Genomic DNA, 22551 nt, shown 5'->3' on the forward strand with positions numbered 1-22551 from the left:
CCCAGTGTCTTCTGTTGGTCAAGCCCCGCCCAACTGGCGGGAGACACAAGGAGAATACGCCCGCCCACTGACACTCCCGCCATGGATTCGAGGCCCATGGCGCACACAGCGCACATAAAGGAACGCCACAGGCCCCGCACACCGGTCGGTGCGAGGGGCCTGTGGCGCAAAAGAACAACCGCGTGGCCGAAACCCGCGGATGCGGGACGTCAGACGACGGCCGGGTCCTCTTCGAGGAGGTTCCGGGTGCGGTTGGCGTCCAGCGGGATGCCGGGGCTCATCGTCGTCGCCAGCGTGGCCGTCTTGATGTAGCGGCCCTTGGCGGCGGACGGCTTGAGGCGGTTGATCTCCTCGAGCGCCGCGGCGTAGTTCTCCACCAGCTTCGTCTCGTCGAACGAGATCTTGCCGATGATGAAGTGGAGGTTCGCGTGCTTGTCGACGCGGAACTCGATCTTGCCGCCCTTGATGTCCGTCACGGCCTTCGTGACGTCCGGGGTGACCGTTCCCGTCTTGGGGTTCGGCATCAGACCACGGGGGCCGAGGACGCGGCCGAGGCGGCCGACCTTGCCCATGAGGTCCGGGGTGGCGACGACGGCGTCGAAGTCGAGGCGGCCCTTGGACACCTCGTCGATGAGGTCGTCGGAGCCGACGATGTCGGCGCCCGCGGCACGCGCGGCCTCGGCACGGTCACCGGTCGCGAAGACCAGGACCCGGGCGGTCTTGCCGGTGCCGTGCGGAAGGTTCACGGTGCCGCGGACCATCTGGTCAGCCTTGCGCGGGTCGACGCCCAGACGCATGGCGACCTCGACGGTGCCGTCGAACTTCGCGGTGCTGATGTCCTTGGCGAGACGGACGGCCTCCAGGGGCGCGTACGCGCGCTCCCTGTCGATCTTGGCGTCCGCGGCGCGGAGGGCCTTGCTGCGCTTCACTTCTACTCCTGATGGTTCAAGCGGGTGCGGAGGTCGTGGTCCGGGCCGCGCATGGCCCTGCCACTACGGCCGGGCTTCAGCCCTCGACCGTGATGCCCATCGAACGGGCGGTGCCGGCGATGATCTTCTCGGCGGCCTCGATGTCGTTCGCGTTGAGGTCGGGCATCTTGGTGTTCGCGATGTCCCGCACCTGGTCGCGCGTGAGCTTGGCGACCTTCTTGACGTGCGGCTCGCCGGAGCCCTTCTCCACGCCCGCGGCCTTGAGGATCAGCTTCGCGGCCGGCGGCGTCTTGGTGATGAAGGTGAAGGAGCGGTCCTCGTAGACCGTGATCTCCACCGGCACGACCATGCCGCGCTGCGACTCGGTCGCGGCGTTGTAGGCCTTGCAGAACTCCATGATGTTGACGCCGTGCTGACCCAGCGCGGGGCCGACCGGCGGTGCCGGGTTGGCCGCGCCGGCCTGGATCTGGAGCTTGATCAGCCCCGTGACCTTCTTCTTCTTGGGAGGCATGTGTTTCTCTCCGGGTCCTGATGAGAGGTGATCAGCCTCCACCGGTCATCCGGTTGGAGGCATACCGCACAACGATAACGGGTAAGGATGCGCGGCCAAAAACCGACAGGTCAGGGGCCCCGTACGGGCGCCCCTGACCTGGTCGGAAGCTACTCGCGCGCGCCGCGAGGGCGCCGCGCGTCAGTTCTTCTGGATCTGGTCGAAGCTGAGCTCGACCGGGGTCTCCCGGCCGAAGATCTCCACCAGGCCCTTGACCTTGCGGGAGTCGGCGCTGATCTCGTTGATCGTCGCCTGGAGAGTCGCGAAGGGGCCGTCGGTGACGGTGACCGAGTCGCCCACCTCGAAGTCCAGCACCTGGACCTCGACCTTGCGGGCGGGAACGGGCTTGCCCTCGGCCTCCGCGGCCTCGCGGGCCGCCTTCTCCTCGGCCTCGGGGGCGAGCATCTTGACGATCTCGTCGAGCGTCAGCGGGTACGGGTCGTACGCGTTGCCCACGAAGCCGGTGACGCCGGGGGTGTTGCGCACGACGCCCCAGGACTCGTTCGTCAGGTCCATGCGGACGAGCACGTAGCCGGGCAGCTTGTTCTGCCGGACGTTCTTGCGCTCGCCGTTCTTGATCTGGACGATCTCTTCCTCGGGGACCTCGGCCTGGTAGATGAACTCCTCGACGTTGAGCGAGACGGCGCGCTGCTCCAGGTTGGCCTTGACGCGCTTCTCGTAGCCCGCGTAGGTGTGGATCACGTACCACTCGCCGGGGAGTCCGCGCAGCTCGTCACGGAGGGCGGCGACCGGGTCGACAGGGGCTTCCTCGGCGGCCGGCTCCTCGACAGCTTCCTCGGCAGCCTCATCGCCGTCGGCCTGGCCTTCGCCGGTGGCCTCGGAGGCCTGCTCGGCGTCGGCGTCCGTTGCGTCCGTACCGTCCGTTGCGTCCGCGGTGTCGGAGAACGCGGTCTCCTCGGGCTTCTCGTCCGCGGCCTCGTCCCCCGCCGCAGAGGCGTCCGCCGCCTCGACGGTGGTCGCTTCCGCCTGGTCTGGCTCGACAGCGTCCGCCGCCGCGGCGACGTCGGCCTCGTCCGCAGCGGATGCGGACTCGGCCGATTCGCGGGCGTCGTTCAGGTTCGGGTCAGACACGGTGACTGCTTCTTCCTGGCTCTAAGGGACGGAACACCCATAAGGGACCGCCCCTGTCGGGCGCCCCCCGGGATCAACCGAAGACGTACTTCATGACTTGGCTGAAGCCATAGTCAATCACGGCCACAAAACCGATCATGATGACGACGAAGACAATCACCACGGTGGTGTACGTCGACAGCTGGTTGCGAGTCGGCCAGACGACCTTGCGCAGCTCGGCGACGACCTGCCGGTAGAAGAGGGCGAGACGGCCCAGAGGGCCCTTCTTCCCGCGCTTCCCGCCCTTGCGGGGCTTCTTCTCCTGCGCCTCAGGCGACTCGTCGTCCGCATCAGGCTTGTCGATGGAGCCCACGGCGTCCGTCACGCTCTCTCACCTGATTCCCGGTCGTGGCCGTGCCGCGCCCGGGGGAGCCGCACGGCGGTGCATCGAATGTACGTACATGCGCACACATCCTGGCGGTGTGTGTAGCAGGGCCGGAGGGACTTGAACCCCCAACCGCTGGTTTTGGAGACCAGTGCTCTACCAATTGAGCTACGACCCTTTGCTGCCCGCCCCAACCTACCCCATCCGGCCGACGCGCAGGGTGCACGCGAGTGGACGCGACGGACGAGGACCGACGACGAGTGAGTGTACGTGGTCACCGGCCGCGCGTCGAACAGCCGCAGCCCGGGCCGCCGTCACGGCGCCCGGGAAAGACGCACGCGCGTGCGCCCGCTCGCACTACCGACCGCCGCCGCCCGGCCCGGTTCGCGGAGGCGGCGGGACACCCGGGCGTCACGCAGAGCGACGGACATGGCGCCTTGCGTCATCGGACGTGCACGTTCCGGTCGCACTCGGACACCATGCGTCGCCGCTGCGTGACCGGTTGTTCACTCTTTGAAACCCGCGTGCCGCCGGGGTTTCCGGTCTGGAACCATGGGCCGCATGAGCGCTGCATCCCCTTCCGCCGAGCGCCGGGTGTCCGCGCGCGTCGGCGCGATCTCCGAGTCCGCCACCCTCGCCGTCGACGCCAAGGCCAAGGCCCTCAAGGCCGCCGGCCGGCCGGTGATCGGGTTCGGCGCGGGCGAGCCCGACTTCCCCACGCCCGGCTACATCGTCGAGGCCGCCGCCGAGGCCTGCCGCAACCCCAAGTTCCACCGCTACACGCCGGCCGGCGGCCTGCCCGAGCTCAAGTCCGCCATCGCCGCCAAGACCCTGCGTGACTCCGGTTACGAGGTCGAGCCCGCGCAGGTCCTCGTCACCAACGGCGGCAAGCAGGCCATCTACGAGTCGTTCGCCGCGATCCTCGACCCGGGCGACGAGGTCATCGTGCCGGCCCCGTACTGGACCACATACCCCGAGTCGATCCGGCTCGCGGGCGGCGTCCCCGTCCCCGTCGTCGCCGACGAGACGACCGGCTACCGGGTGTCCGTCGAGCAGCTTGAGGCCGCGCGCACCGAGCGCACGAAGGTCCTGCTGTTCGTCTCGCCGTCCAACCCGACCGGCGCCGTCTACAGCAGGCAGGACACGGAGGCCATCGGCCGCTGGGCCGTCGAGCACGGCCTGTGGGTGCTGACCGACGAGATCTACGAGCACCTCGTCTACGGCGACGCCGCCTTCACCTCGCTCCCCGTCGTGGTGCCCGAGCTGCGCGACAAGTGCGTCGTCGTCAACGGCGTCGCCAAGACGTACGCGATGACGGGCTGGCGCGTGGGGTGGGCCATCGGCCCGAAGGACGTCATCAAGGCGGCGGCCAACCTGCAGTCGCACGCCACGTCGAACGTGGCCAACGTCTCGCAGGCCGCCGCGCTCGCGGCCGTCTCGGGCGACCTGTCCGCCGTGGCCGAGATGCGCGAGGCCTTCGACCGGCGCCGCAAGACCATCGTGCGGATGCTCAACGAGATCGACGGCGTGGTCTGCCCCGAGCCCGAGGGCGCGTTCTACGCGTACCCGTCGGTGAAGGCGCTGCTCGGCAAGGAGATCCGCGGCTCGCGTCCCGAGTCGTCGGTGGAGCTCGCCGCGCTGATCCTCGACGAGGTCGAGGTGGCCGTGGTGCCGGGCGAGGCCTTCGGCACCCCCGGCTACCTGCGGCTCTCGTACGCGCTCGGCGACGAGGACCTGGTGGAGGGCGTGGCCAGGATCCAGAAGCTGCTGGCCGAGGCGCACGACTGAGCGCGCAGCGCGACCGCACGTGAACGGGGTCCCGGCCGGAGGCGGCCGGGACCCCGTTCTTCCGTTCGGAGGGCGACGGATCATGCCATCGGGCTGTGGGGACACGCCGGGATGCGGCAGGATCTTGGGATGTTGAGCACGACCACCACCGGCACCGGCGAGGCCGCGGGGCGCCCCCCGCGCGACCTCAGGCTGCTGCCCAAGGCCCATCTGCACCTGCACTTCACGGGATCGATGCGGTCCGCGACCCTTCTCGAACTCGCCGGCAAGTACGGCGTCCACCTCCCCGAGGCGCTGACGAGCGGCGAGCCGCCGAAGCTCAGCGCGACGGACGAGCGCGGCTGGTTCCGCTTCCAGCGGCTCTACGACATCGCCAGATCGTGTCTGCGGGAGCCCGACGACATCAGGCGGCTGGTGCGCGAGGCCGCCGAGGAGGACGTGCGGGACGGCTCGCGCTGGCTGGAGATCCAGGTCGACCCCACCTCGTACGCGCCGCACCTCGGCGGCCTGATCCCCGCCCTGGAGATCATCCTGGACGCCGTGGAGTCGGCGTCGCGCGAGACGGGGCTCGGGCTGCGGGTGCTCGTCGCGGCCAACCGGATGAAGCATCCGCTCGACGCGCGCACGCTGGCGCGGCTCGCGGTGCGCTACGCGGACCGCGGCGTGGTGGGCTTCGGCCTGTCGAACGACGAACGGCGCGGCATGGCGCGCGACTTCGACCGCGCGTTCGCGATCGCACGGGACGGCGGCCTGCTGTCGGCGCCGCACGGCGGCGAGTTGACGGGCGCCTCGTCGGTGCGTGACTGCCTGGACGACCTGCGGGCGGCCAGGATCGGGCACGGCGTGCGGGCCGCCGAGGACCCGCGGCTGCTGGGGCGGCTCGCCGAGACGGGCGTGACCTGCGAGGTCTGCCCGGCCTCCAACGTGGCGCTCGGCGTGTACGCCAAGCCGGAGGACGTACCGCTGCGGACACTGTTCGACGCGGGCGTGCCGATGGCGCTGGGCGCGGACGACCCGCTGCTGTTCGGCGCGCGGCTGGCCGCGCAGTACGAACTGGCCCGTACGCACCACGGCTTCACGGACGAGGAGCTCGCCGAGCTGGCGCGCCAGTCGATCCGCGCGTCGGCGGCACCCGAGGGCGTCAGGGCGGAGCTGCTGTCCGGCGTGGACGGCTGGCTGGCGAGCTGACGACCGCTGCGCTCAGAGCTGCACGCCCACCATGACGGGCTCGTTGACGAGGACGATCCCGAAGGCGTCGCGCACGCCCGCGACGACCTCGCGGGCGAGGGCGAGCAGGTCCTCCGTGGTGGCGTCGCCCCGATTGGTGAGGGCCAGGGTGTGCTTGGTGGAGATGCGCGCCGGGCCCGTGCCGTAGCCCTTCGTGAAGCCGGCCCTGTCGATGAGCCACGCGGCGGACGTCTTCACGAGGCCCTCGCCCTCCGGGTACGCGGGCGGCGTGACGTCGTCGCCGAGGCGCGCGCGTACGCGCCCGAGGAAGTCCTCGTAGCGTGCCGCGTCGAGGAGCGGGTTGGTGAAGAACGAGCCGGCCGACCAGGTGTCGTGGTCGTCGGCGTCGAGGACCATGCCCTTGCCGGAGCGGAGCCGCAGCACGGTGTCGCGCGCGTCGCGCAGCGGCACCCGCGCCCCGGGCTCGACGCCGAGAACGCGCGCGGTCTCCGCGTACTTGATCGGCCCCGAGAGCCCGCCCGCGTCGTCCAGCGCGAATCGGACGCGGAGCACGACGTAACGCTCGGGGTGCAGCTTGAAGACGCTGGAGCGGTACGAGAACAGGCAGTCGGCGCCGGAGAGCGTGACGAGCTCCCGCAGGGTCCGGTCGTAGGCGACGACCTCCGTGATGACGGAGGAGACCTCCTGGCCGTAGGCGCCGACGTTCTGGATGGGCGTCGCGCCGACGGAGCCCGGGATGCCGGCGAGGCACTCGATCCCGGCGAGCCCGGCATCGACGCTGCGGGCAACCAGGTCGGCCCAGACCTCGCCCGCGGCGGCATCGATCACGGTGCCCTCGTGGCGGATGCCGCGGGTGGCGACGCGCAGGGCGGTGCCGTCGAAGCCCTTGTCCCCGACGACCAGGTTGCTGCCGCCGCCCACGACGAGGAGCGGGGTGCCCTCGTCGTCGGCGCGCCGCGTCTCCTCGACGACGAGGTCGTCGGTGTCCGCGACGACGAGCCGCCTGGCCGGGCCCCCGAGCCTGAGGGTGGTGAGGGGGGCGAGGGGGGTTCCGTAGTGTTCCTGCACCCGGCAAGGCTAACGGTCACGGGCGCGGGCCCGGCGACGGGCGCGACGCGCGGGCGGGCCGCCCGACGCGCCGCCGGGCCGCGCTCGCACCACACCCCGATGTACGCGGGTGGGACGGGCCGCGGCGGCCCCGCCCCGTCTTCGCCGCATCCGCCGGGCGTTCAGCCGGGCCGCGCCCCGGCGGCCACCACACACGGCCGGACGCCGGGCCGTTCGACACGGTGCGCCCGTCCGTCCAACGCCTCCGCACTGCCCCGCTCGGGCCGCTCTCGCGCCGCACCCCGATGTACGCGCGTGGCGGCCGAGCCCCACGTTCAGCGCATCCGCCGGGCGTTCCGCCGGGACAGGCCGTGCCGCCGGGGACCGGACAGCGAAGCCGCGGGGAGTACGGGACCGACGGGAGGGCCGACCCGCTGAAGGCGGAGCGTCGACGGGATCACGCTGCCCGACGCGCCAGACCGGGGCCGGCTCTCCCCGCGCCGGGAGGCCCGGCCCAGGGTCCACGCGGTGGCCACCGCGTGCCGCCGCGGCACGCGGCCCAGTGGCCGGCCGGCTCGGCGGCACGCTCCGGGACGTCCCGCGTCCCCCGCATGATCCGCCCGTCCGCCCGCGCGGCGCCCCCGCACCACCGGCGCCGCCGGTGACGCCGCCGCCACGATCCCCGCCCCGAGCCACAGCGCGGGCTGCGTGCCGTCCACGAACGACCGCGCGCTCCCGTACCCGCCACGCGCGGCGAACACCGCGCCGAGCGTCACCACGCCGAGCGCACCGCCGAGGACGCGCAGCACGTTGTTCGTGCCCGGCCGGGCACGCGATACGTCCTGCTCAGCCGAGGCGTACCACCGCACGCGCCAGGCCCAGCACCTTCTGCCCGCCGCTCGTCGCCGTGATGTCGACCCTGACCTGGCCGTCCGCCAGCTTCTCCGCGACCTTGGCGGAGACCTCGACCACCGCTCCCCTGCCGTCGTTCGGGACGACGACGGGCTTCGTGAAGCGGACGCCGTACTCGACGACGGCCCCCGGGTCGCCCGTCCAGTCCGTCACGACGCGAATCGCCTCCGCCATGGTGAACATGCCGTGCGCGATGACGTCCGGCAGCCCAACCTCCGTGGCAAACCGCTCGTTCCAGTGAATGGGGTTGAAGTCGCCTGACGCCCCCGCATATCGCACAAGCGTGTCGCGGGTGACGGGGAAGGTGCCCGCCGGCAGTTCCGTACCGACCTCGACCTCGTCGTAACCGATCTTCGCCGTCATGCCCTCACGCCTCCGCCGCGCCGTCGTCGGCGGCACGCGCCACCAGCTTCATCCACGCCGTCGCGACCCGCTCGCCCGACGCGTCGTGCACATCGCCGCGCAGGTCGACGAAGTCGCTGCCCGCGCGAGTGGTGGCGGCCTCGATCGTGGACGTGACGGTCAGCCGGTCACCCGCCCGCACCGGCCGTACGTACGCGAACTTCTGGCTGCCGTGCACGACCCTGCTGAAGTCGAGTCCGAGCTCGGGGTCGGCGATCACCTCGCCCGCCGCCCGGTAGGTGATCGTGAACACGAACGTCGGAGGGGCGATCACGTCCGGGTGGCCGAGCGCCTTGGCCGCCTCGGGGTCCGTGTGCACAGCGGCGGTCTCACCGATCGCCTCCGCGAACTCGCGGATCTTCTCCCGGCCGACCTCGTACGGCGCGGTGGGCGGAAAGCTCCGTCCCACGAAGGACTGGTCGAGCGCCATGAACCGCCGCTCCCTCCTGGTGTCTTCACCTTGTTGTCAACGTCTTGTCGTCAACGCCGTCGCCACCGTCCGCGGATCGGTGCGGACGCGGGCGAGTCGTGAACGCGAAGCGAGGCCGCCCCCTGGGTGCCGGGGGCGGCCTCGCGTTCGAGCCTTGGTCAGCGCGTCTCGCGATGCGCCGTGTGCGCCTTGCAGCGCGGGCAGTGCTTCTTCATCTCAAGACGGTCCGGGTTGTTACGCCGGTTCTTCTTGGTGATGTAGTTCCGCTCCTTGCACTCCACGCAGGCCAGCGTGATCTTCGGGCGGACGTCGGTGGCAGCCACGTGAGTGCTCCTTGACGAACGGATGGGATGAATCAGATGAAACGAATTTCATCAGGTTGTACGCAAAGAAGAGTAGCCGATCGGAGGACCGACCCCGCAATCGGCTACTGTCTGTAGCGGTGACCGGACTTGAACCGGTGACACAGCGATTATGAGCCGCTTGCTCTACCGACTGAGCTACACCGCTGCGATGCAGGCTCTCCCCGCCCGAGGGCGGGGATCACCAGACATCAGAGCCCCAATACGGAATCGAACCGTAGACCTTCTCCTTACCATGGAGACGCTCTACCGACTGAGCTATTGGGGCGAGCGATGAAGACATTACACGCTCGGTCGTCGTTCGCCCAAATCCGTTTCCACGCCGTCGCCGAGGCCTCCGCGCCCCCCACCGCCCCGCCGCCGCCACGGCCGTCGCACGGGCCACCGGACCCGCCCGTGACCCGCCGCAACCGCGCTGACCAGCGACGCACGGGCGCGCCCGCCGGTGCGCGGTCGGTGCGCGGTCGGTACGCCGCAGGGCTCGCGGTCGACAGCCGGCGCGGCCGACGGCTCCACCGGTACGACTAATGCGCTCCTCCGCGAAGCCGCCCCCGCACGGACCTACGCTCGGAACCCGCCGCGTGATCTTGAGCGCGGCCCCCGTACGTACGCGAGCAGGAGCACGATGCCCCCCAGCCGGCCGCAGCCGTCCGACGGCGACCCCGCCGGCGCAGCCGCGCTGGTCCTCACGTCCGCACGGCTCGCCGACGGCAGGATCGTCGACGTACGCCTGAACGGCGGCCGGATCGAGGCCGTCGGCACGGCGGGCAGCCTCGACGGCGGCGCCCCCATGGACATGGCGTGCGCCCGCGTCGACCTCGGCGGCTACCTGCTCATGCCCGCGCCCGTCGAGACGCACGCGCACGCCGACACGGCCCTGTCGGCGGACGGGCCGCCGCCCCGGTACACCGTCGAGGACGTGCGGCGGCGGGCCACGGAGGCCGTGCTCGTCCACCTCGGCCACGGGGTGACGGCCGTGCGCTCGCACGTGCGGGTCGGCGACGGGTTCGGATCGGCCCGGCTCGAAGCCCTGCTCCTGGCACGGCGTTCGCTGCGCGGCCTGTGCGATCTGACGACCGTCGCGGTGCCGCGGCTGCTGACCGGCGCGGCGGGCGCCGAAGGGCTGGCCGCGCTGCGCGACGCGATGGCGATGGGCGCGGACGCCGTGGGCGGCTGCCCCGACCTCGACCCCGACCCGGCGGCCTATGCGGAGGCGGTGCTCGGCCTCGCCTCCGAGTACGGCCGCCCCGTCGACCTCCACACGGACGGGAAGGACCCGGCACACCTGATCCGCCTCGCCGCCATGGCACGCGGCCTGCGGACCGGGGTGAGCGTCGGCCCGTGTGCCGGCCTCGCCCTGCTGCCGCCCGAGGCCGCGGCGCGGGCTGCGGAGGCGCTCGCCGCGGCCGGGGTCGGCGTCACGTGCCTGCCGCAGGGCGGCTGCGGCGACGCGACGATCAGGGCCTGCGCCCCCGTCCGCCTGCTCCGCGCGGCGGGCGTGCGGCTGGCGGCAGGCGGCGGAGCGCTGCGCGACGCGTCGAACCCGGTGGGGCGCGGGGATCCGCTGGAGGCCGCGTACCTGCTCGCGTCGCAGTGCGGGCTGCGGCCCGCGGAGGCCTTGGCGGCGGTCGGCTCGGCGGGGCGTGCGGCGCTCGGCCTGCCGGAGGTGCGGGTGGAGGCGGGCTTCCCGGCGGAGCTGCTCGCGGTGCGCGGGCACAGCCTGGCGGCGGTGCTCTCGCAGGCGTACAGCAGGATCGTCGTCCATCGCGGGCGGGTGGTGGCGCGCACGAGCGCGGTGCGGGAGTACTGCGACTCGGACAGCGAGGCGGGGGCGGCGCTGCCTCGGCAGGGCCGGCCGGGGTGACGGTTTTCCTGCGGCCGGCGGGAAGGGGCGTTCCGCGCGGCGTAACAGCGCCCGCCGAAGTACGGTCGTGACCATGCGCATTGTCATCGCAGGAGGACACGGTCAGATCGCGCTGCGGCTTGAGCGGTTGCTCGCCGCGCGCGGTGACGAGGTCGCGGGCATCATCCGCAAGCCTGAGCAGGCGGAGGACCTGCGTGCCGCGGGCGCCGAAGCGGTCGTGCTCGACCTGGAGTCGGCGCCGGTGGACGAGGTCGCCGGCGCCCTTGAGGGGGCCGACGGCGTGGTGTTCGCGGCCGGGGCCGGGCCCGGGTCCACCGTCGAGCGCAAGGAGACGGTGGACAAGGCGGCCGCGGTGCTCCTCGCGGACGCCGCGGAGCGCGCCGGCGTGCGCCGGTACGTGATCGTCTCGTCCATGGGCGCGGACGCCGGACGCGAGGGCGACGAGGTGTTCGACGCGTACCTGAGGGCGAAGGGCGCCGCGGACGACGCCGTACGGTCCAGGCCCGCGCTCGACTGGACGGTGCTGCGCCCCGGGATGCTGAAGAACGACGCCGGCACGGGCCTCGTCCGCCTGGAGGAGAAGACCGGGAGGGGGCCGGTGCCGCGCGACGACGTGGCGGCGGTGCTCGCCGAACTGCTGAGGACGCCGGGCGCGGCGGGCCGCACCGTCGAGCTGATCAGCGGCCCCACGCCGGTGGCGGACGCGGTGGCGGCGATCGCGGCGGGCCGCTGACGTACGGCAGCGGTGCGCCCGGGACGCACACGGCGCCCCGGGCACACCGCTCGGCCCGGATCTGTCACTGGTCACGAGGCCACTCGGTCACCAGAGCACTCGGCTCACCAGCCGACCGCGACCTCCAGCCACTTGGGGTCGGCGTGCGAGACGAACGACGACCGCCCGGCCACGTCGTCGTAGGGGAAGCCGTACGCGAGGTTGTTGATGGCGTGGTCGTGCCAGAACTTGGCGTAGTAGTTGGCCGGCCCGTCCTTGTAGAAGTTCGACGGCGTCGACCACTGGTCCTTGGGCAGCTGCGCCACATGCCGATTGAGCGCGGCGCACATGTCGGGGTTCGAGGCCAGTGACCCCGCGCAGCCCGTGATGTTCGACGTCGACTCGTTGACGCCGACCGACTGCGCGTAACTCGTGAAGTAGTCCGCGTACTTGCCGCCCGCCTGGAAGTCGGGCGAGCTGCCGGGCGCGGGGATGCGGTACGGCGCCTGGATGTCGGCGAGCCCCTGGAACTCGGTCGGCACCTCGCTCTTGAACTGCTGGAAGACCGCGTCCCTGTCCTGCTGGAAGAGGTCGTAGCCGTCCCCGACCTGGACGTCCGAGCCGTCGTTCGAGTGCAGCCTCATGGCGAGCGGCAGCGCCCAGCCGTCGACGCGGGTGGTGTTCCCGTTGAAGACGTCGTCCCCGACGGTGAACTCGATGAAGTCCTGGTACTTGCTGTCGGGCGAGCCGAGGTAGAAGTACATGCGCCCGGCGGAGTTCGCGGGCATGTCGACATAGGGCTGCTCGGCGATGGAGTGCTCCTGGCCGCCGAACTTCCAGTACACCTGGTCGTCAGGGTACTTACCGTTCGTGCGGTTGAGGATCTTGACGGTGAGGACGTTCTGCGCGGGCGGTATGGAACCGGTGTCGCCCCAGAAGGAGTCGGGCGGGTTCTCGGCCGCGGGGGCGGCCACGGGCGCGACGGCGGCGTGCGCCGACTGCGACCCGGCGGCGCCGGCCGCGCCGAGCATGCCGAACGCCAGCGCGAGCGCGGCGGCGAGCCGCACGGCGGTGCGGTGGTGGAAGCCTGTGAGAGCTGTGGGGGGCATGGAATTCCTCCCTGGCTGCGGAGAGGTACGACGCGGACGCTGCGGCCGCCCAGCCAGGTGGCGGCCTCGTCCGACCCGGAACGAACACGCCGACAGCGCGTCAGGAAGGCCGAGTGGGGTGGCGATCCCGCTACTGAGAGCGCTCTCAAAGCCTCGACGTCACGCATGTACTTGTCAAGGGATCGCACGGCAGAGTTCGGCGTGCCACCGACGTCATCCCACGAGGCGCTCGGGATCGAACACGGCACGGAAGTGGGGGAACCGCTCGGACCTGGGGTCCAGCAGATCGAGCAGGGTGACGAGTTGACGCTGGACCTCAAGAAGGCGCCCCACAGCGGGACCCGTGTCCGCGGCGAGCGCGTCCACGTCGGCCAGCAGCCGCTCGAACCAGCCGCGGAACGCCTCGTCCCCGTCCAGCCGGGCGCAGAACTCGGCGAACCCCAGGCAGCGGCGGTGCTTCGGCTCGCCGTCCTGGTGGACCATCAGTTCCCCGATCGCACGCTGCTCGGCCCGGAACAGGCGCAGTTCATTGCTGTCGGGCGTGACGCGGCTGAGCGCGTGGCCCACGTTCGAGATCTGCGCCATGACGCTGCGGTTCGTGCTGGAGCTGCCGAGGTCGAGGAACTGGACGTCCCGCCGGAGCATCTCCACCCACCCCAGGTATTCGGCCAGTACGAACACGGTGCTGCGGCGCGCGTACTCGGCCTCCCGCTCGCTGCCGAGCACGAGGAAGGACGTCAGGTATCCGGCGGCCCGGCCGTTCGACGCGGAGTCGATGGCGTACCCGTGCAGGATGTTGAACAAGCGCCCCTGGAAATCGAACGCGGCCCAGGCGAGGGAGGCCCCGTAGGAGTCCATGACATCGCGCTGCTCCATCGTGCGCAGCCGCTGCTGCTGCCAGTACCCGAGCACGGCCGTCGCGGTCGCACTGGCCAGCGCGACCCCGGCCGACACCCACGACACCACGTCCACAGCCGTTCCCCCTCAGAGCCGGTGCGGGTGAGCACAACGGCCCCCGCACCGCGTTTCCGCAGTTCGGGGGCCGTTTTTCGTGCGTGGCGGCACCAGGATTCGAACCTGGGAAGGCGAAGCCGGCGGATTTACAGTCCGCTCCCATTGGCCACTCGGGCATACCGCCATGGGTACTGCCGCGTTCGCGGCGCCCACCTGGATGGGGCCTCCGTCGCGACGTCGTAAACGATACCTGATGCCCGAGGGTGCTCCGCCACCGGATTGATCCGCGCTGCGGACGAGCGCGGGTGGCTAGGCTTGCGCGCGGCGGCCGGGCGTGCGCGGCCGTGACAGAGCAGCTGAGAACCGATACAAGGAGCCACAAGGACATGGCCGACTCCAGTTTCGACATCGTCTCGAAGGTCGAGCGGCAGGAGGTCGACAACGCCCTCAACCAGGCCGCCAAGGAGATCTCGCAGCGCTACGACTTCAAGAACGTGGGCGCCTCGATCAGCTGGTCGGGCGAGAAGATCGTCATGGAGGCGAACTCCGAGGAGAGGGTCAAGGCGATCCTCGACGTCTTCCAGTCGAAGCTCATCAAGCGGGGCATCTCGCTGAAGGCGCTGGACGCGGGCGAGCCGCAGCTCTCCGGCAAGGAGTACAAGATCTTCGCCTCCATCGAGGAGGGCATCTCGCAGGACAACGCCAAGAAGGTCGCGAAGATCATCCGCGACGAGGGCCCGAAGGGCGTCAAGGCGCAGGTGCAGGGAGACGAGCTGCGCGTCAGCTCCAAGAGCCGGGACGACCTCCAGAGCATCATCGCCCTGCTCAAGGGCAAGGACTTCGACTTCGCACTCCAGTACGTCAACTACCGCTGACACCGGCGGCGTCGCGTCGCGCCGGCCGAGGGTGCCGCGTCTGAAAACCGCCGGTCGCCGGCGCGGGTCCGGGCCAGACTCGGCACCTGAGGAAAGGAGCCGACATGACCACGACCGACATGACCACGACCCTGTACACGACGGTCGGCAGCCCCCTGGGTGAGCTGCTGCTCGTCGGCCGGTCGTCGCCGACCGCGCCCGGCGGCACGGCGCTCGTCTCGCTCTCGCTGCCGGGACAGAAGGGCGCGGCGGTCGTCGAGGACGGCTGGGTGCGGGACGAGGCGGCCTTCGCGGGGACCGCCCGGCAGCTGACGGCGTACTTCGCCGGCGAGCGCACGCGCTTCGACGTCGAGTACGCCGACGGGCCGGGCGCCACGGACTTCCGGCGGCGGGTGTGGCGGGCCGTCGAGTCCATCCCGTACGGCAGGACGGCGACGTACGGGCAGATCGCCGCCGCGGTCGGCGCCTCCGGCGCGGGCGTCCGCGCCGTGGGCACGGCCATCGGGCGCAATCCGCTGCTCGTCGTGCGGCCCTGCCACCGCGTGATCGGCTCGGACGGCGCGCTGCGCGGCTACGCGGGCGGCCTGGCCCGCAAGGAACACCTACTCGGCCTGGAAGGCGCGCTTCCGGCATGACCGGGGAGCTGTTCCCGCGCCCGCGCGCGGTCGTGGCCCCCGGGGCCGTGCACGTACCCGGGTGGCTGCCGCCGGAGCGGCAGCGGGAGCTGGTGGCGGCCTGCCGGTCGTGGGCGGCCGGTCCTGTGCCGATGCAGCACACCCGGCTGCCGCGCGGCGGTGTCATGTCCGTTCAGACGGTCTGCGTGGGCTGGCACTGGCGCCCGTACCGCTACACGCGCGAGGCCGGGGACGTGAACGGCGAGCGCGTCGTCGACTTCCCCGACTGGCTCGGCGCACTCGGGCGGGAGGCGCTGGCCGCCGCGTACGACGGCGTCGAAGGGACGGAGCCGTACGCGCCGGAGCCGTACGCGCCGGACACCGCGCTCGTGAACTTCTACGACGGCGCCGCGAGGATGGGCATGCACCAGGACAAGGACGAGGAGTCCCGGGCACCCGTGGTGTCGCTGAGCATCGGCGACCGTTGCGTGTTCCGCTTCGGCAACACGGAGGACCGGGGCCGCCCGTACACGGACGTCGAACTCGGCTCGGGCGACCTGTTCGTCTTCGGCGGGCCGTCGCGTCTTGCCTACCACGCCGTGCCGAAGGTGTACGCGGGGACGGCCACTCCGGACAGCGGGATGAGCGGCGGCCGCCTGAACATCACCCTCCGGGAGACCGGACTGCGGTGAACGGCCGTCAGCGCCGGTCGCGGGAGTTGCCGAAGACCAGCCGGTAGGCGATCAGCAGGACGAGCGATCCGCCGATCGCCGCTATCCACGTCGGGCCGTCGAAGAAGCTCTTGTTGATGGGGTGGTCCAGCCACTCGGCGGAGATCCAGCCGCCCAGGAAGGCCCCGGCGATCCCGATGAGCGTCGTACCGATGAAACCGCCCGGGTCCCTGCCGGGAAGCAGGATCTTCGCGGCCATGCCCGCGAGCAGCCCGAGGATGATCCAGCCGATGATGCCCATGCCCTGTACCCGTCTCTTTCGTGCGTGCCGCGTTCGTGCGTGCCGTTCGTGTGTGCCGTCGTCTGTCAAGACGCGGCTCGCACGCCGCGCGGTTGCGCGGCGTGCGTGAACCTCATGTGGCCATCTTGGACGACGGGACTGACAGTCACCCGTCCCCGGTCACCAGCGGGTCGTGGCGAACGCCTGGTCCGTCGGGACGATCTCCTTGCCGAGCGGCATCAGCGACAGCGGGATCAGCTTGAAGTTGGCGAGGCCGAGCGGGATGCCGATGATCGTGATGCACAGGGCGATGCCGGTGAAGACATGGCCCAGCGCCAGCCACCAGCCGGCGAGGATCACCCAGAGCACGTTGCCCACGAGGGAGCCCGCGCCCGCGCCTTGGCGGTCCACGGCGGTGCGCCCGAAGGGCCACAGGGCGTACGCGCCGATACGGAACGCGGCGATGCCGAAGGGGATGCCGATGATCGTGACGCAGAGCACCAACCCCGCCACCAGGTATCCGAGGAACATCCAGAAGCCGCAGAGTACGAGCCAGACGATGTTGAGGATTGTCTTCATGGTCGGCGTCCTGCCATCTGTTCGAGACGGGCGATGCGTTCAGCCATCGGCGGGTGCGTGGAGAACAGCTTCGAGAAGCCCTGTCCTGGGCGGAAGGGGTTGGCGATCATCATGTGGCTCGCCGCTTCGAGGCGCGGCTCGGGCGGCAGCGGGAGCTGCTTGGTGCCCGCGTCCAGCTTGCGCAGCGCGCCCGCGAGGGCCAGCGGATCGCCCGTGAGCTGGGCACCCGAGGCGTCCGCCTGGTACTCGCGCGAGCGGCTCACGGCCAGCTGGATGACCGACGCGGCGAGCGGTCCGAGCAGCATGATCATGAGGAAGCCGACGATACCGGGTCCCTCGTCGTCGTCCGAACGGCCCACCGGGATCAGCCATGCGAAGTTGACGAGGAACATCACCACGGAGGCCAGCGCGCCCGCCACGGACGAGATCAGGATGTCGCGGTTGTAGACGTGGCTGAGCTCGTGCCCGAGGACCGCCCGCACCTCGCGCTCGTCAAGGATCTGCAGGATGCCCTCCGTGCAGCACACGGCGGCGTTGCGCGGGTTGCGGCCCGTGGCGAACGCGTTGGGCGCCTGCGTCGGCGAGATGTAGAGCCTGGGCATGGGCTGGCGCGCGGCCGTCGACAGTTCGCGCACGATCCGGTGCAGCTCCGGCGCCTCGAACTCGCTGACGGGACGCGCGCGCATGGCGCGCAGCGCGAGCTTGTCGCTGTTCCAGTACGCGTACGCGTTGGTGCCGAGCGCCACGAGGACCGCGACGATCAGTCCCATGCGGCCGAAGAAACTGCCGATGACGATGATGAGCGCGGACAGTCCCCCGAGGAGTACGGCGGTCCTCAACCCGTTGTGCCGGCGGTGCACGGTACGCCCTCCAAGTCCTGCGGCAGGGAAACCCTTCGCTTGCTGCTCTCCACTCCCTACAAGTGGACCCTTCCGTACTGGTCAACGCCAGGCGGGGGCGTCCGGTTCCCCGCGCGCGGCAGGCGTGTGTGTGCCGTACGGGTGGTGGTCAGGCGCTCACGCGGCCAGGCCGGCGCTGATCAGCCAGATGTGTTCGCAGGTCGAAGACGCCTCCCGCAGGGCCTCGGGGGATCCTTGCGATGCGTGGTAAAAAGTCCGCTCGATCATCCAGCACAGGGCGCGTGCCATCGCCGGCGCCTGTTCCGGTCCGGCGCCGTCCCGTACGCCGGCGCGTTCCAGGACGGCGGTGATGGCCGAGATGAACAGGTCGGCCGTGGTGTTCCACAGCTCGCCGATCTCCGGGACGGTCAAGGACAGGTCGATGGCCGTGCGCATGACCAAGCCGTGCTCGTTCCACAGCTCGACCGTGCGCCGCATGGCCGCCGCGATGGCACCGCGCGGATCGTCGGCCTCGGCGGTCGCCCGCGAGCGGGCCCACAGGTGCTCGACGGTCCGTGCGACGAGTGCCGTGACCACTTCCGGCTTGGAGCCGAAGTAGAAGTACAGGGCTCCGCGTGTGATCCCGGCGCCCTGGGCGATGTCGCCCACCGTCATGGCGTCGTAGCCCTTCTGCGAGAGCAGGGCCTCGCAGGTGTCCAGAATGGCCCGCTCCCTGACATCGCCCTTGCGTTCTGTGGTGCGCCGGCGCGCGGGTTTGTCGGCGGGCATCAGAGCTGAGCGCCCTCTGCGAAGTCCGTCGTACGGGAGAGCTCCTCCCATGCCCGGATGTCCTCGTCCACGGACGCACGCGCGGCGGCGACAAGGCGCAGCGCGTCCGAGCCCAGGACCAGGTGGGCCGGCGGCTTCTCGGCCGAAGCGATGCGGACGACGGCCTCGCCCGCCTTGGCCGGGTCGCCCAACTGGTTGCCGCTGGCCTTCTGCCGCGCTTGCCGGATGGGTCCGAACAGCTCGTCGTAGTCGTCGACGGATCGCGCGGCGCGTGTCATCGAGCGGCCCGCCCAGTCGGTGCGGAAGGAGCCGGGCTCGATCGCCGTCACGTGGATGCCGAACTGCGCGACCTCCTTGCCCAGGGCCTCCAGGACGCCCTCAAGGGCGAACTTGCTGCCGCAGTAGGCGGACATGCCGGGCACCGCCATGAGCCCTCCCATGGACGTGACGGCCATCAGGTGCCCGTGGCGGCGCCGGCGCATGTACGGCAGCGCGGCTTGCAGGGTGGCCATCGCCCCGAACACGTTGACCTCGAACTGCCGGCGCACCTCGGCCTGCGGGGTCTCCTCGAAGGTGCCCTCCAGGCCGTAGCCGGCATTGGCCACGACGACGTCGAGTGGGCCGACTTCCCGCTCGGCCTCCGCGATCACACGCGACACGGCATCGGCGTCCGTGACGTCGAGGACGCGGCCGTGGGCGTGACCGGGTTCGAGCGCTTCGTAGGCGCGCAGGTCGTCCACGGAGCGCACCGTTCCGACGACGGTGTGCCCGGCGTCCAGGGCGGCCAGGGCGAAGGCACGGCCGAGGCCGCTGCTGACGCCGGTGATGAGCCACTTCTGTTTCCGCATCGTTCCTCCTGACGGGCTCGCGAAGGACCGGATCGGCCTTTCGGCCATCGAATCTACACCGCGTCGATTTTTATCGCCACTGTGCAGATTTCAGCTCTGCCGTTCCGGCGCGCCGGCGCTCCTCAAAAGAGGTTCGTGTCGGTGAGACGCAGCACCAGCTGCGGCGCCCCCGAGAGCGCAAGACCCACCACGGCCGCCAGAGCCACAGCCGCGACGAGGGGGCGCGGCGCCGCCTCCGGCACGGCGGTCGCGGGTGCGTCGGCCTCGGGTGCGTCGGCCTCGGGCTGCCCGGCAGCGGAGGGGTCCGCTCGCCCCGGCGCGCGGAACAGCAGCGCCGTCCAGCGCAGGTAGTAGTACAGCCCGCACACGACGTTGGCGGCCATCAGCACGGCCAGCCAGCCGAGCCCCGCGTCGACGGCGGACGAGAACACCGTGACCTTGGCGAACAGGCCGATGATGCCGGGCGGCAGCCCCGCGAGGCAGAGCAGGAAGAACGCGAGGGCGAGGGCCGTGAGCGGGCGGCGGGCGTAGAGGCCGCGGTAGTCGTCCAGCCGGCCCAACGGGCGCGCGCGTGCCACGAGGGCGGCGACGCCGAAGGCGCCGAGGTTGACGGCCGCGTACATGAGCGCGTACGCGACGGTGGACCCGACGCGCTGCTCGCCCGCGTACGCGGCGGCCGCGATCGGCACCAGCAGGTAGCCCGCCTGCGCGACCGACGACCAGGCGAGCAGGCGGACGGCGCCACGCGCGCGCGTCGCGGACTGCCGCAGGGCGGCCGCGTTGCCGACGGACATGGTGAGGGCCGCGAACACGGCGAGCGCCGGGCCCCACAGGTGCGCGTACGGCGGGAAGGCGACGACCGTCACGAGGATGAGCCCGGAGAAGCCGACCGCCTTGCTGACGACGGAGAGGTAGGCGGCGATGGGCAGCGGAGCGCCGACATACGTGTCGGGGACCCAGAAGTGGAAGGGTGCGGCGGCTGTTTTGAAGGCGAAGCCCACGAGTGTCAGGAGCACCCCGGCCCCGGCTACGGGCCTGAGCTGGTCCGGGACGTGCGTGAGGCCGGTGGCGACGGCCGACAGGTGCAGGCTGCCCGTCGCCGCGTACACGAAGCTCACGCCGAGGAGCATGACGGCGGTCGCCGCCACGGAGGAGAGGAAGAACTTGAGCGCGGCCTCGGCGGAGAGGCGGTCGCCGCGCCGGATGCCGACGAGGGCGAAGGCGGGCAGCGACGCGACCTCGAGGGCGACGACGAGGGTGGCGAGATCGCGAGCGGCGGGCAGCAGGGCCGCGCCCGAGGCTGACGACAGCAGCAGGAACCAGTACTCGCCGGGGAAGCGGTCCGCCTCCGCCTCCGGGGCACAGTCGCCGCCCGCCATGGAGAGCAGTGCGGTGAGGAGGGCGCCGCCGAGCACGAGGAGCTGGATGGCCAGCGCGAAGTGGTCGGCCGTGTAGCTGCACAGATGGTGGCCGCGGGTGAGGCAGAAGGTGGTGCGGTCGCCTGAGCGCAGCGGGAGCAGCGACAGCAGCGCGAGGACGAGGCCCGCCACCGACACCGCGCCGAGCAGCGGCTTGCGGTGCTCCTCGACGAAGAGGTCCGCGACGAGAACCACCAGCGCCATGACGGCGGTGATCCCTGGCGGTGCGACGGCGAGCCAGTCGACGGACTGGACGAGGGCCGCGGCGCTCACGATCCACCTCCCGCGAGGAGCCGGTGCACGGCCGGGTCGCTGAGGCCGAGGAGCGCCGCCGGCCACAGCCCGGCGAGGACGGTGAGCGCGACGAGCGGGCTCCACGCCGCGAACTCGTGGCCGCGCACGTCCGGGAGGCTGGGCAGCGGCGCGGGAGGAGCGCCCGCTCCGGCCGGTGCGCCGGGAGCGCCGGCGCCGGGCGCCGCGCCGGGAGCACCAGCGCCGGCCGGAGCAACCAGGCCCGTCTCGTCGGACAGCGCGCCCATGCACACCCGGCGTACGACCGTGAGCAGATACGCGGCGGTGAGCAGGGTGCCCGTGGCCGCCGCTGACATGAAGACGAGGAACGCCGGGCGGCTGAGGGCGTGGGCGGGGTGGAAGGCGCCGAACATGGTGAGCATCTCGCCCCAGAATCCGGCGAGTCCCGGCAGTCCGAGCGAGGCGACCGCCGCGAAGGCGAGCAGGCCGCCGAGGCGCGGTGCGCGGCCGTACAGCGCGGCGCCCGTGGCCCCGGCGAGCGTGTCGAGGTCGGCGGTGCCGTACCGGTCCTTGACCGCGCCGACCAGGAAGAACAGCAGGCCGGTGATGAGCCCGTGTGCGACGTTGGCGAAGAGCGCGCCGTTGACACCGGTGGGCGTCATGGTGGCGATGCCGAGGAGCACGAAGCCCATGTGGCCGACGGAGGAGTAGGCGATGAGCCGCTTCAGGTCGCCGCCTGCGCCGCGCCGGACGAGGGCGAGGCAGGCGAGCGATCCGTAGATGATCCCGGCGACGCCGAACGCGGCGAGGTACGGCGCGAACGTCCGCATGCCGTGCGGGGCGATCGGCAGGACGATACGGACGAAACCGTACGTTCCCATCTTCAGCAGCACACCGGCGAGGAGGACGGAGCCGACGGTCGGCGCGGCCGTGTGGGCATCGGGGAGCCAGCTGTGCAGCGGCCACATCGGCGTCTTGACGGCGAGTCCGAGCCCGATCGCCAGAACGGCGATGACCTGCACGGACTCACTGAGGCCGCGGCCGTTGTCAGTGGCGAGTGCCACCATGTCGAACGTACCTGACCGAAGTCCGATCAGGAGCAGTCCGAGCAGCATGATCACGGAGCCGAGCACGGTGTAGAGGACGAACTTCCAGGCGGCGGCCTGCCTGCCGCCCGGTACGCCCTCGCCGCCGCCCCAGCGCGCGATCAGGAAGTACATCGGGATGAGGACCGTCTCGAAGGCGAGGAAGAAGAGGATCAGGTCGAGGACGGCGAAGGTGGCGAGCGTGCCGGACTCGAGCAGCAGGAGCAGCGCCACGAAGCCCTTCGCGTGAGGGCCCTCGGGGGGCTTGAAGTAGCTGTGGAGCGCGCAGAGGAACGACAGCAGGGCGGTCAGCAGGAGGAGGGGGAGCGAGATGCCGTCGATGCCGAGGTGGATGCGGATGTGCATCGCCGCGATCCAACTGGCGTCCGTCGTGGCCTGCATGGTCGACGCGTGGTGCCGGTCGAAGCCGAGGGCCAGCGCGATCGCGGCGGCGAGGACGACGCCGCTGACGAGCACGCCGTGGCGCAGCACGGCGTGCTCGGGGCTTCGGCCGCGCAGCCCCGGGGGCGCGGGCAGGAGGGCCGTGGCGGCCCCGGCCAGCGGGGCGAGAAGGATCAGCACGAGTAGGGACTGCATC

24 protein-coding genes and 4 tRNA genes are annotated in these 22551 nt (G+C 71.5%); 7 read left to right on the forward strand and 21 right to left on the reverse strand.

The window, feature by feature from the left end:
- Positions 1 to 209: 209 nt before the first annotated feature.
- The 5 genes from rplA to IH48_RS0115605 form a co-directional block, all read right to left on the reverse strand.
- Positions 210 to 929 carry a 50S ribosomal protein L1 gene (gene rplA / locus IH48_RS0115585; RefSeq protein ID WP_030903937.1) on the reverse strand — a complete coding sequence of 240 codons (720 nt, stop codon included), beginning with the start codon at positions 927 to 929 and terminating at the stop codon, positions 210 to 212.
- A 76-nt stretch (positions 930 to 1005) separates the two neighbouring features.
- Positions 1006 to 1440, reverse strand: a complete 435-nt coding sequence (gene rplK / locus IH48_RS0115590; protein WP_030903939.1) for a 50S ribosomal protein L11 — start codon at positions 1438 to 1440, stop codon at positions 1006 to 1008.
- Between the two features lie 180 nt (positions 1441 to 1620).
- Positions 1621 to 2571 carry a transcription termination/antitermination protein NusG gene (gene nusG / locus IH48_RS0115595; RefSeq protein ID WP_030903941.1) on the reverse strand — a complete coding sequence of 317 codons (951 nt, stop codon included), beginning with the start codon at positions 2569 to 2571 and terminating at the stop codon, positions 1621 to 1623.
- Between the two features lie 73 nt (positions 2572 to 2644).
- Positions 2645 to 2935: a preprotein translocase subunit SecE gene (gene secE / locus IH48_RS0115600; RefSeq protein ID WP_030903944.1), complete on the reverse strand. Its 291-nt coding sequence runs from the start codon at positions 2933 to 2935 to the stop codon at positions 2645 to 2647.
- A 105-nt stretch (positions 2936 to 3040) separates the two neighbouring features.
- A tRNA-Trp gene (locus tag IH48_RS0115605) sits at positions 3041 to 3113 on the reverse strand.
- 383 nt (positions 3114 to 3496) lie between these two features.
- Between IH48_RS0115605 and IH48_RS0115610 the strand changes: the two genes are divergently transcribed.
- Together IH48_RS0115610 and IH48_RS0115620 are read left to right on the forward strand one after the other, a co-directional pair.
- Positions 3497 to 4723 carry a pyridoxal phosphate-dependent aminotransferase gene (locus IH48_RS0115610; RefSeq protein WP_030903947.1) on the forward strand — a complete coding sequence of 409 codons (1227 nt, stop codon included), beginning with the start codon at positions 3497 to 3499 and terminating at the stop codon, positions 4721 to 4723.
- Positions 4724 to 4852: 129 nt separating this feature from the next.
- Positions 4853 to 5911, forward strand: coding sequence for an adenosine deaminase (locus IH48_RS0115620; protein WP_051839817.1), 1059 nt, complete (start codon positions 4853 to 4855; stop codon positions 5909 to 5911).
- Between the two features lie 12 nt (positions 5912 to 5923).
- Here IH48_RS0115620 and IH48_RS0115625 read toward each other — a convergent pair whose 3' ends face one another.
- The 6 genes from IH48_RS0115625 to IH48_RS0115655 form a co-directional block, all read right to left on the reverse strand.
- A complete protein-coding gene (locus tag IH48_RS0115625; protein WP_030903951.1) occupies positions 5924 to 6979 on the reverse strand; it encodes a UDP-N-acetylmuramate dehydrogenase in 1056 nt (351 codons plus the stop codon).
- An 825-nt stretch (positions 6980 to 7804) separates the two neighbouring features.
- Positions 7805 to 8233, reverse strand: a complete 429-nt coding sequence (locus IH48_RS0115635) for a MaoC family dehydratase (RefSeq protein ID WP_030903957.1) — start codon at positions 8231 to 8233, stop codon at positions 7805 to 7807.
- A 4-nt stretch (positions 8234 to 8237) separates the two neighbouring features.
- Positions 8238 to 8702 (reverse strand): MaoC family dehydratase N-terminal domain-containing protein, encoded by a 465-nt coding sequence (locus IH48_RS0115640; RefSeq protein ID WP_030903959.1) that lies wholly within the window; start codon positions 8700 to 8702, stop codon positions 8238 to 8240.
- A 158-nt stretch (positions 8703 to 8860) separates the two neighbouring features.
- On the reverse strand, positions 8861 to 9025 hold the full coding sequence (gene rpmG, locus IH48_RS0115645) for a 50S ribosomal protein L33 (RefSeq protein WP_006347275.1): 165 nt from the start codon (positions 9023 to 9025) through the stop codon (positions 8861 to 8863).
- A 114-nt stretch (positions 9026 to 9139) separates the two neighbouring features.
- Positions 9140 to 9212 (reverse strand) — tRNA-Met (locus tag IH48_RS0115650).
- A gap of 47 nt (positions 9213 to 9259) precedes the next feature.
- Positions 9260 to 9332 (reverse strand) — tRNA-Thr (locus tag IH48_RS0115655).
- Between the two features lie 357 nt (positions 9333 to 9689).
- Between IH48_RS0115655 and IH48_RS0115660 the strand changes: the two genes are divergently transcribed.
- Both IH48_RS0115660 and IH48_RS0115665 read left to right on the forward strand, forming a co-directional pair.
- Complete coding sequence (locus IH48_RS0115660; RefSeq protein ID WP_030903963.1) at positions 9690 to 10928, forward strand: amidohydrolase family protein; 1239 nt, start codon at positions 9690 to 9692, stop codon at positions 10926 to 10928.
- 73 nt (positions 10929 to 11001) lie between these two features.
- Complete coding sequence (locus IH48_RS0115665; protein ID WP_030903965.1) at positions 11002 to 11661, forward strand: SDR family oxidoreductase; 660 nt, start codon at positions 11002 to 11004, stop codon at positions 11659 to 11661.
- Between the two features lie 104 nt (positions 11662 to 11765).
- On the opposite strand, the gene IH48_RS0115670 is transcribed toward IH48_RS0115665, so the two are convergent.
- From IH48_RS0115670 to IH48_RS0115680, 3 genes are all read right to left on the reverse strand, one after another.
- On the reverse strand, positions 11766 to 12749 hold the full coding sequence (locus tag IH48_RS0115670) for a glycoside hydrolase family 64 protein (RefSeq protein ID WP_051839818.1): 984 nt from the start codon (positions 12747 to 12749) through the stop codon (positions 11766 to 11768).
- Positions 12750 to 12962: 213 nt separating this feature from the next.
- Positions 12963 to 13721, reverse strand: a complete 759-nt coding sequence (locus tag IH48_RS0115675; protein WP_030903969.1) for a hypothetical protein — start codon at positions 13719 to 13721, stop codon at positions 12963 to 12965.
- 84 nt (positions 13722 to 13805) lie between these two features.
- Positions 13806 to 13887: transfer RNA gene (locus IH48_RS0115680), tRNA-Tyr, on the reverse strand.
- Between the two features lie 202 nt (positions 13888 to 14089).
- Between IH48_RS0115680 and IH48_RS0115685 the strand changes: the two genes are divergently transcribed.
- From IH48_RS0115685 to IH48_RS0115695, 3 genes are all read left to right on the forward strand, one after another.
- A complete protein-coding gene (locus tag IH48_RS0115685; protein ID WP_030903971.1) occupies positions 14090 to 14578 on the forward strand; it encodes a YajQ family cyclic di-GMP-binding protein in 489 nt (162 codons plus the stop codon).
- 104 nt (positions 14579 to 14682) lie between these two features.
- Entirely contained in the window at positions 14683 to 15213 is a 531-nt protein-coding gene (locus tag IH48_RS0115690) for a methylated-DNA--[protein]-cysteine S-methyltransferase (protein WP_234434258.1), read from the forward strand.
- Positions 15210 to 15884, forward strand: a complete 675-nt coding sequence (locus IH48_RS0115695) for an alpha-ketoglutarate-dependent dioxygenase AlkB family protein (protein WP_030903975.1) — start codon at positions 15210 to 15212, stop codon at positions 15882 to 15884. Before IH48_RS0115690 ends, IH48_RS0115695 begins: the two co-directional genes overlap by 4 nt.
- Before the next feature lie 7 nt (positions 15885 to 15891).
- On the opposite strand, the gene IH48_RS0115700 is transcribed toward IH48_RS0115695, so the two are convergent.
- The 7 genes from IH48_RS0115700 to IH48_RS0115730 form a co-directional block, all read right to left on the reverse strand.
- A complete protein-coding gene (locus tag IH48_RS0115700) occupies positions 15892 to 16164 on the reverse strand; it encodes a GlsB/YeaQ/YmgE family stress response membrane protein (RefSeq protein WP_030903977.1) in 273 nt (90 codons plus the stop codon).
- Between the two features lie 159 nt (positions 16165 to 16323).
- Entirely contained in the window at positions 16324 to 16722 is a 399-nt protein-coding gene (locus tag IH48_RS0115705) for a YccF domain-containing protein (RefSeq protein WP_030903979.1), read from the reverse strand.
- The gene (htpX, locus tag IH48_RS0115710) at positions 16719 to 17582 is read right to left on the reverse strand and encodes a zinc metalloprotease HtpX (protein ID WP_030903981.1); all 864 of its coding nucleotides are present in this window, start codon (positions 17580 to 17582) and stop codon (positions 16719 to 16721) included. Before htpX ends, IH48_RS0115705 begins: the two co-directional genes overlap by 4 nt.
- A gap of 156 nt (positions 17583 to 17738) precedes the next feature.
- Positions 17739 to 18350, reverse strand: a complete 612-nt coding sequence (locus tag IH48_RS0115715; protein ID WP_030903983.1) for a TetR/AcrR family transcriptional regulator — start codon at positions 18348 to 18350, stop codon at positions 17739 to 17741.
- The gene (locus IH48_RS0115720) at positions 18350 to 19198 is read right to left on the reverse strand and encodes an oxidoreductase (protein WP_030903985.1); all 849 of its coding nucleotides are present in this window, start codon (positions 19196 to 19198) and stop codon (positions 18350 to 18352) included. The genes IH48_RS0115715 and IH48_RS0115720 overlap by 1 nt, the downstream gene beginning before the upstream one ends.
- Before the next feature lie 122 nt (positions 19199 to 19320).
- Positions 19321 to 20889 (reverse strand): NADH-quinone oxidoreductase subunit N, encoded by a 1569-nt coding sequence (locus IH48_RS0115725; protein ID WP_420705489.1) that lies wholly within the window; start codon positions 20887 to 20889, stop codon positions 19321 to 19323.
- Positions 20886 to 22550, reverse strand: a complete 1665-nt coding sequence (locus IH48_RS0115730) for a complex I subunit 4 family protein (protein WP_030903989.1) — start codon at positions 22548 to 22550, stop codon at positions 20886 to 20888. Before IH48_RS0115730 ends, IH48_RS0115725 begins: the two co-directional genes overlap by 4 nt.
- Position 22551 lies beyond the last annotated feature (1 nt).

Origin of the sequence: Streptomyces sp. NRRL F-5126 (assembly GCF_000721265.1) — a bacterium.
Lineage (GTDB): Bacteria > Actinomycetota > Actinomycetes > Streptomycetales > Streptomycetaceae > Streptomyces.